The sequence below is a fragment of the Vibrio sp. 10N.247.311.47 genome (genome assembly GCF_041467535.1).
GTDB lineage: Bacteria > Pseudomonadota > Gammaproteobacteria > Enterobacterales > Vibrionaceae > Vibrio > Vibrio crassostreae_C.
Genome location: NZ_JBFSUR010000005.1, coordinates 173,674 through 187,254 on the forward strand (window position 1 = coordinate 173,674; position 13,581 = coordinate 187,254).

Below are 13,581 nucleotides of genomic sequence, written 5' to 3' on the forward strand. Positions count from 1 at the left end.
AGCCTAGGTTGGTCATAGAACCCAAAAAGCCGCATACCTTTCAAGGCTGCGGCTTTTTGCTGTTTACTACGTCAGTACTCGTATCAAAAGTTGTTAATATCAAAACCTGCGTAAAGATAAAAACAAAGACGACATCAAGCTCCTGACACGGCTTTGTTCATCACTATCGTAAAATCCCTTTCTGCGTAGCCCTCCGTTAAAGAGACATCATCGCAGAGCGTTTTACAGAAACGATAGACACCTTGAGGGTGATAACTCATCAAGGTATTACGCGAAGGATACTGGCTTGAGTTGAGAAGATTAAAAATCACCGTCTGATTCGCCAGTTCATACATGCGAGTAATCATGTTTGTCAGATAATCAGAATCACGAGAGATGTAGTTCAGTGAACCACTAGCGATGACAATGTCGTGCGCCTCAAGGTTCATTTTGCTCATATCACCCGCCAAAAACTGACAACGATCTTCTGTGTAGTTTTGCTTCGCCTTCTTAAGAAAGCCTGCGTGTTGGTCAACGCCGGTATAAGATTGAATACGATAGATGCTGTCGAGCAGTTCAAACAGCTCGCCATAGCCGCAACCCAAATCTAAAACACTCTTCTTTTCGAAGTCCGCCGCACGAGCGATTACTTCAAAGCGACACAATTGACTCTCTTCGCTAGTCCAACCTAAAACTTTAGCCTTGTCGCCATTCGAGCGGTTAGTTTGTTTCCGATGATAGCGATACACCTTCCAACGATCGAGCCAGTGCATTCAAATCAGCCCTACTTCAATGAACATCAGCACACCTTGATAAGATTAAGCTTTAGAACTTGAAGAAAAGAGCCCACCGATTTTATAACCGATCGCATAGCAAACCACGGCGACAGTAACAAACACCAATGCCGAGAAGAAATACGCTACAGACGCTGCGACACCAGCCCCCCACACCACGCTGAACACCAAACCGAGATAAGCCTCTTTTGGCCACTGGTAGATAGGAAACTGAGCGCCGCCAGCAATTAGGTAAACCATCGCAAACAAGCCAATGAAGGTAACAATAAGACCGATGAGAACGCGAATGTTCATGGAGAGACCCTTGATTAATTTAGCTTGGTTGCCATTGTTCCTAATCGAAAGCGGATATGCTTAGTCGGAACCGAATATTCTCAATCGAAATCGAATGTTCTTAATCGAAGCCGAATGTTATTAATCGCAACCTGATGATATTCAAGTATATCGGATAAAAGGAACTGGCTCTATTACTCTTCCGAGTGAGCTTTTACTCACGATAGACAAATCACAGTCGACGGCCAAAACCTGATTTCGCCTGATTAACAGGCACAAAAAAGCGGACACCCTCCTTACGTTAACTCCGTAAGTAAAGTGTCCGCTTTAACTGAATATAGCTTAAAGCAGGATGAAAATACCCGCTAAGCATGCACTCATTAGGTTTGCTAGCGTACCAGCAGCTACAGCTTTCAAACCTAAGTTTGCAACTTCAGCACGGCGCTCTGGTGCCATAACACCGATTGAACCTAACTGAATCGCGATAGAACCAATGTTAGCAAAGCCACATAGAGCAAAAGTCACGATCACTTGGCTGTGTTCAGATAACAGAGCTTTGTTCTCAACGAAGTCGATGAAAGCAACAAACTCGTTCATAACGATCTTCTGACCGATGTAAGAACCCGCCATCAATACTTCGTCACTTGGGATACCGATCAGCCATGCAAGAGGCGAGAACAGGTAACCAAAGATAGCTTGTAGCGTAATACCCGCAAAACCGAACGTTTCACCTAGGCTTTCTAGGCCAGTGTTGACCATCGCAATCACACTCACGAATGCAACCAACATAGTACCAACCGCTACCGCAACCTTCATACCGTTCATCGCGCCGCTTGCCAATGCATCAATCACGTTGCTTTGGTCAGCTTTATCTAGTTCGATATGGTCGTAATCACTTGGTGTGCTGCGCTCAGGAACAATGATCTTCGCCATTAACAGACTGCCCGGAGCCGCCATAAAGCTTGCAGCGATAAGGTATTTAAGCTCAACACCAAGGCCAGCATAACCACCAAGTACACTACCCGCTACCGACGCCATACCACCTGCCATTACAGCAAACAGTTCCGAACGAGTCATAGACTTTAAAAAGGGACGAATAAGAAGAGGAGACTCACCCTGAGAAAGGAAGATATTACCTGTAGCAACCAGAGATTCAGCTTTACTTGTACCCAGCAGTTTTTGCACCGCTCCGCCCAAGATTTGAATCACTTTTTGCATGACGCCTAAGTAATAAAGCGCAGAAATCAAAGCACTGAAGAAGATAATGATTGGAAGTACGCGAATCGCGAAAATGAAACCTTCAGTAGCCAGATCACCAAATAGGAAAGCGATACCAACGTCTGCAAAACCAAGCAAACTCGAAACGCCATTGCTTAGGCTTGTTAACGCCAGTTGTCCCCAAGGGAAATACAATACTAAGGCTGCAAAACCGATTTGAAATAATAGTGCACGAGAGACCGTTTTCCAGTTAATTGAAGAACGACTTTCAGATAACAGGTACGCGCAAGCAATCAGTGCAAGAACACCGACAAAACCAAATAGAATATTCATAATGTGTCCTAGTAATCCTTAAAGAGTGAACATGAGCCAAGCAAATGACATCAAAGGAACAGGACAAAGAACCGCAAGCAAAACGCTACGCGATGAAGGAGCTAACAGGGTTAGCGAATGTAACAACGAGTTGTTCATGTAAAAAATCACCTTATACAAGCAGTGGAACGTAGCTGGTCCGGTCCGTGGGGTCATTCACATATCCATGTGACGGCTTGTATTGGCTAAGCACCGGCTTAAAACCGGAAGAGAAGTATAAACAGTTAAGTGAGACTTTCATCACATTTTTTAACGCAAACGATCGCGCGGTCATAAAGCGTACAAATCGAACTACTTCTCGCAATAATTAATTTTTCCAGCAAGAAATAATGCAAAAAAACCATCATTAAAATAAAAAGCCACAGAGTGTGGCTTTTTCAAAATATGAGATCAAAGTGGGAATAACTAGTTTAGCAGGGCACTTTTCACTTCAGCATCTCGGAATATCTCTTCAAAACGCTGTTTGTAGATCAGTTGCATCTCATTGATGATTGCACCACCATCAGGTACATCATTCTCGCCTTGGAAATTTTTGCTGAGTAGCTTATTACCAGCTTCATCATAGATAATCACATTAACGTTGTACCAAGAGTTATCCGTAAATGCGTGGAAGTCATACTTCCACTCATTCAAGACAAACATCATCGATTTGTTGTCGAATGCTTTCATCTGCTCAGCAACCTTGGTGATATCCTCTTCAGGCGTCGTCTCAACCGACTCAACAGCTACTTGCTGTTTTTTCAAGCCTGCGACCAATCTGTCAGTCAAAAATTGAGACATTGGCTGCTGTGTCGCCGTGTTGTAGGTATAAGGAATACCTAACGAACTGCGAATAATTCCCTCAAATTTTGGCTCTTTATCATGATCGAGAACGTATGGTCTCTTATCGATTACAGCGACGGTCAACGCTTTTTCCTGTGGAACTTCATTGAGTTGAGGCGCACTTTGTTCTGCTGTTAATACCGTTGCACAACCAGAAAGCCCTAACGATACTGCAGCGAGCAGTAAACTGACGAGTTTTTTCATAGATTTACCTATCTTATTGTTTTGAATAGGCTGTTCTAACAAAAATCGACTTAATGAGTAAACATTCATAAAATCAATATTTTACATAATTGTTATTTATATAAATTCGCTCACACATCGGGTTAAATTTATTGAGTCATCAGTCAATAACAAGGGTTTGTAACGGAACGTTATGAAATGAACAGATTATGTTCAAGCTATCAAGCAAAAGCACAAGGACATCGGCGCGTACTATGTTCTGGCACCAAAAATTGCGATGCCTCATGCTCGCCCTGAAGATGGTGTGAACGAAGCATCACTGCAAGTAACGGTATTCAAAAAGGGTGTTGATTTAGAGTCAGAAGACAACGGTGACGTTTACCTTTCGATTACTCTGGCGGCGATGGACTCAGATAGCCACATCCATACGATTATGGCGCTATCAGAGTTGTTCCAAAATGATAATGACATTGATGCCATCATCGCAGCGGAAACTGAGCAAGCGATCATCGAGATCTTAAAGCGATACTAATCTCGATCTAAAAATCCTGATAAGCCCCCATTAAAAAAAGCGATAGCCTCGGCTATCGCTTTTCTGTTTCTGGTGTTTAGTCATTTCGACCGAGTATGAGTTTAGGCGTCACACCTCGAAAGCATTCAGTGGCGTTAAAACGCGTACATTCGTTTGTCTGTCGATAATTCAAAGCAATATTGCGCGTGTTTATTAAGGCACTCAAACACTTCTCGATCCAACTTAAAGTTATCAACGTGGTCCCTCAAAATAGCGAGAGTCTCTTCTAACGTCATGCCTCCACGATAAGGTCGAGACTGAGTTAGCGCTTGAAACACATCCACCACAGCAACAATTCGACTGGGTTGATCCAACTCTTCCGCCGTTTTTCCCATTGGGTAACCCGAACCATCTAACCTTTCATGGTGATTAGATGCCCACTGACAAACCTGAGGTGAACTGAACAACTCCTGCAATGCGAATCGAGTGTCCGTTGCATGGCGTTTAATACAGCAATACTCTTCTTCAGTGAGTAAATCCGGCTTATGCAGAATGTCATTAGGGGTTTGCAGTTTACCGATATCATGGACTAACCCAGCCAGATAGAGTTTGCGCTGAGTGGTGTAGGAATAACCCAGCTGTTTGGCGAGGTATTCTGAAAGCTGCCCAACCTTTAAAGAGTGCTTAAAGGTAAACGAACTTTTGGTATCAACAACATTGGCGATAAACTCGGCAAAGGCCACCGTCTCATCCAGCGACATTTGCTGGGAGAAAAATGGCACAGGTTCAAAGTTATCCCTCATGTTTTCAATGTAAGGGATCTCCATCGAGAACCAAAAATCATCCAAATCAACCAACTCACACATGTGTTGCACAAGGTTGGTTTCGAACATCTCATCCGCTTGTTCTGTTAAACATTCAATGATGCTCGCTTTGCCATCGGGTGTGAGATTTCCATAACGATCTGAAGAGGTAATGCCATACAAGTAGTCAACCCTATCGGCAAGCATCACGATAGCAGCTAGCTCTTTTTCTAACTCACTGATATAAATAGCCTTTAACTCAACCCAAGGGGTATGATGATAAAGCACCGGCTTAGCGAATATAGAAAGAACCGGGCACTCTTTTAGAATTTGGTACCCCTTTTGACAATGGTGGTAACTCGAGTCAGGAATGAACCCTGAAACCAAACTACGCTGCTCGTCAATTTGCGATACTCCGCAGTCGTGAATTAACCCCAATGAGAACGCAAGTTGTGCTTGCTCTTCTTCCCACCCCACACTCAGAGCACACCGATACGCGATGTAACCCACCCTCTGTCCATGATTTTTGCTTTCGAAACCGACGTTATCAAGCGCCTTAGCAATACCGAATAGAGCCTTCCTTAGGTCTACGGTCACGTCCTGGCAATGTTGATTCATTATTTAAGCCTAGCATTTTTATAGTTTTTATATATTTAGGCTGCCAATACTAATGCATAGCTAATGATTATATACACAACTATTGTAAGGTTTAATAAGTTTCGTGATAGATCTAACGTATCACGAAAATTCCGTGCTACAAGTGGTTGCATATTAAAAATCATGCGACATTATACCCTGCCGACTAAGATTCACTAAAATCAGCAGCCATAAGAAAAGGAAAAACATGTTTAAAACAGTTATCGATAATGAACTATCCATCGCATTGGTTGAAGAGAGCTTCGCTTCTCACTACGCGGAAATCTCACAAAGCCAGAATGAGTACCTAAGTCAATGGCTCGTGTGGCCGCCACATTGTAAAACCGAGCAAGACTTTAGGATCTTCATCCAACGCTCGCTACACGATTATGCCGAAGGTAAAAGCATGACTTGTGCAATCGTGTATCAAGACAAGGTCGTCGGTAACTGCAGTTTCAATACCATTGATCATGATAAGCAAAAGGTGACCATAGGTTATTGGTTATCTGAGACATACCAAGGAAAGGGGATTGTGACGCGCGTTGTCCAGAAGCTGATTGATGTTGCTTTCAATGAGTTAGATATGGAAAAGGTAGAGATATCAGCCGCAACCGGTAACCAAAGCAGCCGCAAGGTTTGTGAGCGCTTACATTTCACGTTAGAAGGTATTATAACTCGTAACGAGAACTTGAATGGCCGCATCGTAGACCACGCTATTTATGGACTTCATCGCTCTAAGCTCTAGGCTCTAGGCTCTAGGCTCTAGGCAGCAGTAACTAAGAAGTCACTAGCTTGTAAATCGGAATATGAAAAAGCCACGGTATTAGTCCGTGGCTTTGTTATTTGACGAGCCTGAAGAGTTCTTAAAGCTACAGTTTATGCGATCTTAGGAATCACGATACTGAACTTGGCACCACCATGGTTGCTGTCGTCGATTTTGATATCCCAAGAAAGTTTTTTAGCCGCCGATAGAGCAATCGCGAGGCCCAACCCCAATCCACCGTTGGTCGACGTTCTGCTTGAGTCTAGTCGAGAGAACGGAAGGAATACCTCATCACGCCTATTCTCTGGTATTCCAGAACCATTGTCTTCAATCACCACCAGCCAGTTTTCTGAGTTCTCATCCAGCGTCATCCACACTTTGTCTTGTGTGTAATTACCCGCATTCTTGAGAACGTTATCGAACACCAAGCGTGCCATTGAGCAATCACACTTAATCTTGCACTCTAGCTGTACCTTAGATTCAAAGGTGGCATTGTCTAGTTTCGAGTAACGAATTCGGTCTAGGCAATACTCACGAAGATCGGAGGTCACTTTAACGAGCTCAAAGAAAGAGTTATCCATGACATTCAACTTCGACAGCATGATGATTTCTGACGTGAGCTCGTTGATATCCTCAATGTAGGTATCAATGTCATCGAAAAGAACCTGATGATTATCGGGGGCTCCCCTTCTTAGGATATCGGTCGCCAGTTGAATACGACTTAGCGGAGTTCGTACTTCGTGTGGGATAGCTTGAGCGAAAATATGACTTTGTTTTACTTTGCTTTCGATCTCTTCAGCCATGAAGTTAAAACTGCTGGCCAAATCAGAAACAGGATGGATGTCGTCCATGTCAGATCGAGTACTAAGCTTGCCCTTACCAAACTGTTTCTGCTTCTCGACGAGCAACTCTATTCTTTCTTGAAAACGCCTCACAGGTAAGTAAACACTTGCTCCAATCGCCACAATCACAGCCAACAACAGCCCTAACAAAAAGTGTCGTTCTGAGTCTTCGTACCATTCAATGTCAGGAGAGAAAAAGTCCCCTACCTCACTGAACCCAAAACTGAATTTAGAGTTTGGTAGCTGAAACACGGTCGAATAGAGGTTGTCATCACTTAGATATATCGGCACACCGTTTAAGGTTGTGTATAACTCACATTGTTGGCAAGGCGCCTCGCCCGACCAATTCTCCAACAGGCGTAAATTGAAGATATAAAATTGTTGGTAGCCTGTTCTATCGAGCTCTTTATAGAGTGAGTTTTCTTGATTGTGTTGACGAACATACTGCTCCGCAAAGTAGATGCCATCATTGAGGAAGGTTTCGATCTCGGTGCGTCGCATGTACCCCTCACCAAGGTTCAAGAACAAAAATATCGTTGCCGACATCCCAGTCACAATCCCAAGGTATAAGCGAGCAAACATCGAAACCGAGCGAAGCTTCGTAGCAATGAACTTACGCAACCAGCATGTACCCCTTGTTGCGAACCGTACGAATCAACTGTTTGTCTTTTGCGTGAATGCGCAGCTTTCGGCGTAACCCAGACACGCGCATATCAATCGAGCGGTCGTTGAACGCGTAATCTATCCCTCTAAATAACTGACAGCACTGGTCTCGAGTCACGACCTGACAGATGTTATTAACGAGAAGGTTTAAGATTTCAAATTCAGCAGAAGTAAGCTTGAGGTTTTGGCCGTAGAGCGTGGCACTTTGAGCAGAGCTGTTGATTACAATATCGCACTGTTTTTCAGCCGTAGTTTCTTGCGCAGTTTTTACGGGAGTCGCTCGACGCAATAACGCTTCAATTCGCGCTAACAAGGCATGGCCACGAATCGGTTTGGCAACGTAATCGTCCGCACCAAATTTAAACAAGCTGACCTCGCTCATTTCATCGGCGGAAGCCGTTAGCACTAAAATCATTCCATTGTAAAACTCACGGGCTTGACGGCAAATTTGCGCGCCGCTCATCCCTGGAAGCATCAAGTCCAACAGCACTAAATCAGGTTCAATACTACGGATCGCTTCAAGTGCCAAGTTCCCTTCATGAACAACGCTAACATTGTAACCTTCAGCTTCGAGGTAAAGCGTCGTTAGACGAGCTATCTCTTGGTCATCTTCAACAATGAGCACTTTGGTTTTCGACATTCCTATCACCAGTATTTATTAAAATCGAAGGCAGTATATATACTGGTCATAGATCATCAATATTGGAATCAGAGCCCTACATTTACCGTACGCAAAACATAGTAATCACTTTTGTACATACACGTTTACAGAATAGAGAACCAACAACCGGTGCGCCTTGGTTTATCAAGGTTTCCTCCTTCAGAGCACACCATTTTGATGTGCAAGGAAAGTGGCTCTTTGATAAAAGCGAACTGCTGCTAAACCTAACCTGTACAACAAAGCAAAAAGAGAAGCTGATAAAAGCCAGATACAACGCAGAACACGACTGTTTAACGGAGCTTTATAATCGCCGTGGGATCAGCAACCTTCTAGAAACCAGCATTGCCTATCGCTCACCGTTTGAATTGATGTTTGTCGACCTTGATGGCTTCAAATTAGTTAATGACACTTATGGGCACACTGTCGGAGACCAACGACTCAAACAGGTTGGTGAACGCCTTAAACAGTTGGTTGATGAGAAATGCATGATAGGGCGATTTGGTGGCGACGAATTCATTGTGATTGCCCACACCTGCCGAAATCAAAATATCCCACTACTTTGATCTCGCATCATTGATGCCTTAAACCGAAGTTTCCATATCAGAGGCATCGGCAGTTTATCTGTCGGTTGCAGCATAGGTACCGCGCATTTCCCTGATAACGCGGTTGACCAAGAAACATTGCTAAAGCAAGCGGGTATGGCGATGCATCTTGCAAAAGCGAATGGTCGAAACCGCTTCCAAACGTTTACCCCAGACTTAGCACAAACCCTGCATCGCAAAGTAGAGATCCGCCATCGACTGGCACGCGCCATAGAAAACGACGATCTCAACCTTCACTATCAACCGATCATGAACACCAACAGCGACAAGGTGAAAGGGTTTGAAGCCTTGCTTCGATGGTCAGACAAAGAGCTAGGTAACATAGGCCCTGATGAGTTTATTAGCTTAGCGGAGGAGACGGGGCAAATTGTACCGCTCGGGAAATGGGTTCTGAACTCTGCACTCAAACAGCTATCGATATGGCAACGTGAGTTTGATAGTGAGTTGATGATGAGTATCAATATTTCGAGTATTCAGATGCACGCGACCTTTGCCGAGCAGCTATTAGCAATGTTGAACTTCTACAATATCCAACCTCAAAGCATCGCCCTTGAGATCACCGAATCTTCCATGATCTTCAAGCATGGTGAAGTCAGGCAAGCGTTAAGCGATATTTCTAAATTGGGCGTAGAGCTTCACCTTGATGACTTTGGCACAGGCTACTCGTCACTGTCGATGTTGCATGACTTACCGATTAGCACCGTGAAACTCGATAAAAGCTTCGTCCACGGTTCACACAAAGGGAGCAAAGCGATTGTCCAAGCCACCCATGCTATCTGTGAAAAATTGGGGCTAAAAGTGGTTGCTGAAGGTGTCGAAACCGAAACGCAAAAAGCGTTCTTAATCGATTGTGGATACCAGTATCTTCAGGGATTTTTATTTAGTAAACCAATTCCCTCAAATGAAGTCGAAAGTCAGTTTTTGAATGGTCGACAATCCTACAATTAAAGACTTATTTATCAATAAATTAAGTCGTTTGAATGCTTCCTAAACAATCGGCTGCTGTGGGTGTGTACGCTTACGTATGCTTACATAGCATTTAACAGTAAGAGGAAATAATTAAGCTATTGTTTATAAAGAAAATTACTTAGAAATTCACACAATAAAACACCAAACCATTATACCCACTAACTGTAATGACTTTGGTATTTAGATTACCCTCATTCCGTCCCTTTAGCAGAGCAAATAATCGGTAACCATGAACAGACAAAACGGCTTCACTCTTTTAGAACTCATCATCTCTGTATTAATTTTAGCGATCGTTTCGGCGACAGCTATGGTCAAGTTCTTAGACGTTCAAGGAAGTGCTCGGGCGAGTAAAATACATGATGTGGCTGGTAACCTTCGCACGGGTATCGATATGATCTACGCGAAGTCAGCGATTGCTGGCGTTGAGGATGAGTGCAACTATGTTGAAAAGACGGAGATTGAGACCTACTACGTTTGTCATGGTTACCCAATCGCCTATGTTGACTCACTAAGAAGACTGCTCAATATCGACGCAACAGAGCTTTATGTCATCAACAAAGAAGTAGACTCTGGCAGCAATGCAGAAAGAGTAGCCGCCATCTCTTTCGACACCGAAAACTACACCTATTCGCCAGAAGGAGACTTTTGTCAGGTGCTTTATCAGCCAGAAAAAGAACCACAGATCGTGGTGCTTGATGGTGCATGTTAAATACTCAACGATTGCACGCTTCCATAGTTAACACAAAGCCACCGCAACAGATCTTTGAATATCATGTGGTTACGCTAACATTTGCTCAAAAATAACACTAATTGATCTAACTTGTTGCTGCTTATACTTTTAGGCAGTGCTCATGGTATAACACCAACCTCATTCATATCTTATTTTCATCACTAGCCGATTAATATTTACATAGACACATATTTGATACATATGTCAATAATAATTCCATTAAAATTCTTTAATCAACACATCATGATAAAAATCATCCTTTCCCTATTTTAAATATCTCACCTTAAAGTTTAATTATTTGAATTTCGTAACAGAATAAATTAAAGTCAATCATTCAACAAATATAATTAATTCTATCATTGATTACTTTAATTAAATCACCAAAACAATACGCCACATAAATTATATTAATATCACATAAAATGACATAATTTAATTTTATCATGAAAAATTCTGATAAATCTCACACATCGATAAACCGAATGAATACCATCAGAAGCTACATTAGAAACCTCTAAATCCAGTCGCTAAACCTACCGCGTAGAAGCTGTGAAATGGATAAATACCAAAACAAATGGATAAATCCCCCTTACCCCTTGTAAATCATTGGCTTTCATTTATAAATTCAACTTTTGGGTGAACATCTCCATAACCTTTCATTAAAGCCCAAATTCTGCGATTAGTATCAACATCTTGAGATAAAATGGTGACATTTTGGTTATATTATTTAGATCGAACTCTTGTGTTGAATGAAAATCCCAGCCATCACATATCCATCACACAAATATAATAACTATCGCTTAGGAGTTAAGCTATGCACTGTTCTTTCAATATAAATAACAATAATGAGAGCTTGCAACTAATCTACAATGAAGAAAAAATATACATAAAAAGAGACAGTAATAAGATATCAGAGGAAACTCTTAATAGTAAAGAGAGTTTTGTTTTCAAATACCTTATTGAACACTCGTCAATATCAAACCCTCAATCTGCACGAGATGTTGAAGAATCTTTTAAATTACACTTTGACGAAGAGTTTAGCTTATACGCGTTAAAAAATATTATTGCTTCTATAAGAAAGAAATATCGAAGCTTATGTAAGAAAGCGAAGGTAGATAATAATAGCGAACTTATCTCTAACCTTTATAAGGTAGGTTACTTTATCGATCTCGATAAAAGCTCAACCAACCGTATCGCACCTAAGTACGACATCAACCAGTTCAAGCCCAGCCAGTTCGAGATGTTGAAACTGATGTTCAACACCTATCATCGAGAGCTGATTAAGGCTCTGATAGCCGTGTTCACCATCTCTTCCTTTTTCCTATTCGTTGTCTACTTTTCCCAAATCCTTTATACGACGAAGATTGCGAATGAATACAGTGAGAACACCAAACACATTGCCGCAGAAGTCATGGACTACGGTTGCGATAGCCACGGGGCTGTGCACTCGCTAAGGCACTCGCTCAACCTTGATTCTGTCGTCATGACCACACCTTATGACTCCTGCTATATCTCTAAAACACGTTCTAAGATGATAGAGCTCAATCAATTAGACGACTTCTACGATAGTGCTGACTTTGCCTATTCACGCTTCATGGATACCGAGCACGACATTGAGATGGTTGCTCGAATATCTAAACGATCTATCGAAGCTCGATACAAGAACTCACTATTGCCTCTATTAGTCGATTCGATTTCCATCCAGAAGAATGGTTACCACATCTTAAACCTTGGCGAAGAGAGTAAATCTATCTATCAAACCTCCCTACCAACGGGTGCAACCATCACCTTCTACAGTGACGACATTGTTGCACTATGGATTGCGCTTTCTCTGATACTCGCCACCCTGCTTTATCGCTCCTATATTCTGGGTTTCGTGATCTACCTGTTTCGTTGGAAACACATCTCCTTTGAAGAAGAGCCGATCATCAACACCGAAGACAACTGCGTTCTCTACTACGAGTTGTTATCTCGTGTGCGTAACGTTGGCGTTTTAAGCTTCATCAACACCATGAGACGCACCAATTTACTCACCTTTCATACTATTTTACTCATCGAGACAGTCAGAAAAGCGAAGTTAAACAACAGCCATGAGATCTATGGTGTCAACGTGTGTCCGAGTGCTTTGGTAGGGTCGAACTTCGCAAGGCTCAGAGAGCATTTAGCCGCGATGGAAGCGAATGAGTTTGTCGTAGAGATTACTGAATATTCGAACATTGGCTATGGGTGTGAGGTTATCGATAACATTAAGGATATCAAAAAGCTTGGTATCACTATCGCTCTGGATGACTTTGGTACGGGCAATAACAACATCGAAATCATCAATGTTATCTCTCCGGCCTATCTAAAACTGGATCGTTGCTTTGTTAAGGATATCGAGTCAGGAGAGCATCATCAGGGTGTATTGCTCAATATCTCGGAGATTGGACGCCTATCAAATATCACAATGATTTATGAAGGTGTCGAGACGCGTAGGCAGCAATATATCTTGTGTCAGTTAGGCTACAACTTACATCAAGGTTACCTGTATAGCCGGCCTAATGACTCAAAGGAGCAATAGGCCCAGCCTAATAGAAATCTTGATCAGCAACCATTCCCTATTCAAATAATCATCGCTCGTACAGCTGCTTGAGAGCCCACAAGGACGTAGGCTTCAAGTACCCTCCCCGCCAAACATGCTTTATCCAAATATAAAAATATCCGATCCATTTTCATAAAACCCTTGCCAATTCGAATAAAAAGGTTAGTGTTATACACATG

The 13,581-nt window shown here is 42.5% G+C and carries 10 protein-coding genes and 2 pseudogenes; 5 read left to right on the forward strand and 7 right to left on the reverse strand.

The genetic code is table 11. From position 1 onward, the window contains the following. Positions 1-134: 134 nt before the first annotated feature. From AB6E51_RS05545 to AB6E51_RS05560, 4 genes are all read right to left on the reverse strand, one after another. On the reverse strand, positions 135-752 hold the full coding sequence (locus AB6E51_RS05545; RefSeq protein WP_372058068.1) for a class I SAM-dependent methyltransferase: 618 nt from the start codon (positions 750-752) through the stop codon (positions 135-137). Between the two features lie 45 nt (positions 753-797). Further along, positions 798-1,067: a hypothetical protein gene (locus tag AB6E51_RS05550; RefSeq protein ID WP_017064869.1), complete on the reverse strand. Its 270-nt coding sequence runs from the start codon at positions 1,065-1,067 to the stop codon at positions 798-800. Positions 1,068-1,388: 321 nt separating this feature from the next. After that, positions 1,389-2,597, reverse strand: coding sequence for a NupC/NupG family nucleoside CNT transporter (locus tag AB6E51_RS05555; protein WP_372058069.1), 1,209 nt, complete (start codon positions 2,595-2,597; stop codon positions 1,389-1,391). A gap of 444 nt (positions 2,598-3,041) precedes the next feature. Beyond that, positions 3,042-3,662, reverse strand: coding sequence for a hypothetical protein (locus AB6E51_RS05560; RefSeq protein WP_017060596.1), 621 nt, complete (start codon positions 3,660-3,662; stop codon positions 3,042-3,044). A 187-nt stretch (positions 3,663-3,849) separates the two neighbouring features. On the opposite strand from AB6E51_RS05560, the pseudogene AB6E51_RS05565 reads away from it, so the two are divergent. Continuing rightward, positions 3,850-4,173 (forward strand): annotated as a pseudogene (locus tag AB6E51_RS05565) (PTS sugar transporter subunit IIA); the annotation flags it as partial. A 134-nt stretch (positions 4,174-4,307) separates the two neighbouring features. Here AB6E51_RS05565 and AB6E51_RS05570 read toward each other — a convergent pair. Beyond that, a complete protein-coding gene (locus AB6E51_RS05570) occupies positions 4,308-5,573 on the reverse strand; it encodes an HD domain-containing phosphohydrolase (protein ID WP_372058070.1) in 1,266 nt (421 codons plus the stop codon). A gap of 226 nt (positions 5,574-5,799) precedes the next feature. Here AB6E51_RS05570 and AB6E51_RS05575 point away from each other — a divergent pair, with 226 nt between their 5' ends. After that, on the forward strand, positions 5,800-6,336 hold the full coding sequence (locus AB6E51_RS05575; RefSeq protein ID WP_017069226.1) for a GNAT family N-acetyltransferase: 537 nt from the start codon (positions 5,800-5,802) through the stop codon (positions 6,334-6,336). 131 nt (positions 6,337-6,467) lie between these two features. Here the strand turns inward: AB6E51_RS05575 and AB6E51_RS05580 are convergent, their stop codons facing one another. Together AB6E51_RS05580 and AB6E51_RS05585 are read right to left on the reverse strand one after the other, a co-directional pair. Beyond that, positions 6,468-7,817 (reverse strand): sensor histidine kinase KdpD, encoded by a 1,350-nt coding sequence (locus AB6E51_RS05580; RefSeq protein ID WP_017064877.1) that lies wholly within the window; start codon positions 7,815-7,817, stop codon positions 6,468-6,470. Then, positions 7,810-8,499, reverse strand: a complete 690-nt coding sequence (locus AB6E51_RS05585) for a response regulator transcription factor (RefSeq protein ID WP_017060591.1) — start codon at positions 8,497-8,499, stop codon at positions 7,810-7,812. Before AB6E51_RS05585 ends, AB6E51_RS05580 begins: the two co-directional genes overlap by 8 nt. Before the next feature lie 182 nt (positions 8,500-8,681). On the opposite strand from AB6E51_RS05585, the pseudogene AB6E51_RS05590 reads away from it, so the two are divergent. The 3 genes and pseudogenes from AB6E51_RS05590 to AB6E51_RS05600 form a co-directional block, all read left to right on the forward strand. Further along, positions 8,682-10,070, forward strand: a pseudogene (locus tag AB6E51_RS05590) (putative bifunctional diguanylate cyclase/phosphodiesterase); the annotation flags it as partial. Between the two features lie 250 nt (positions 10,071-10,320). Continuing rightward, positions 10,321-10,800, forward strand: a complete 480-nt coding sequence (locus tag AB6E51_RS05595) for a type II secretion system protein (protein ID WP_372058071.1) — start codon at positions 10,321-10,323, stop codon at positions 10,798-10,800. A gap of 835 nt (positions 10,801-11,635) precedes the next feature. Beyond that, the gene (locus AB6E51_RS05600) at positions 11,636-13,381 is read left to right on the forward strand and encodes an EAL domain-containing protein (protein WP_017066680.1); all 1,746 of its coding nucleotides are present in this window, start codon (positions 11,636-11,638) and stop codon (positions 13,379-13,381) included. Positions 13,382-13,581 lie beyond the last annotated feature (200 nt).

Excerpts from the sequence above, each read along its gene's own strand:
- AB6E51_RS05545 (WP_372058068.1), bottom strand. The coding sequence starts at position 752 with ATGCACTGGCTCGATCGTTGGAAGGTGTATCGCTATCATCGGAAACAA.
- AB6E51_RS05550 (WP_017064869.1), bottom strand. The coding sequence starts at position 1,067 with ATGAACATTCGCGTTCTCATCGGTCTTATTGTTACCTTCATTGGCTTG.
- AB6E51_RS05555 (WP_372058069.1), bottom strand. The coding sequence starts at position 2,597 with ATGAATATTCTATTTGGTTTTGTCGGTGTTCTTGCACTGATTGCTTGC.
- AB6E51_RS05560 (WP_017060596.1), bottom strand. The coding sequence starts at position 3,662 with ATGAAAAAACTCGTCAGTTTACTGCTCGCTGCAGTATCGTTAGGGCTT.
- AB6E51_RS05570 (WP_372058070.1), bottom strand. The coding sequence starts at position 5,573 with ATGAATCAACATTGCCAGGACGTGACCGTAGACCTAAGGAAGGCTCTA.
- AB6E51_RS05575 (WP_017069226.1), top strand. The coding sequence starts at position 5,800 with ATGTTTAAAACAGTTATCGATAATGAACTATCCATCGCATTGGTTGAA.
- AB6E51_RS05585 (WP_017060591.1), bottom strand. The coding sequence starts at position 8,499 with ATGTCGAAAACCAAAGTGCTCATTGTTGAAGATGACCAAGAGATAGCT.
- AB6E51_RS05595 (WP_372058071.1), top strand. The coding sequence starts at position 10,321 with ATGAACAGACAAAACGGCTTCACTCTTTTAGAACTCATCATCTCTGTA.
- AB6E51_RS05600 (WP_017066680.1), top strand. The coding sequence starts at position 11,636 with ATGCACTGTTCTTTCAATATAAATAACAATAATGAGAGCTTGCAACTA.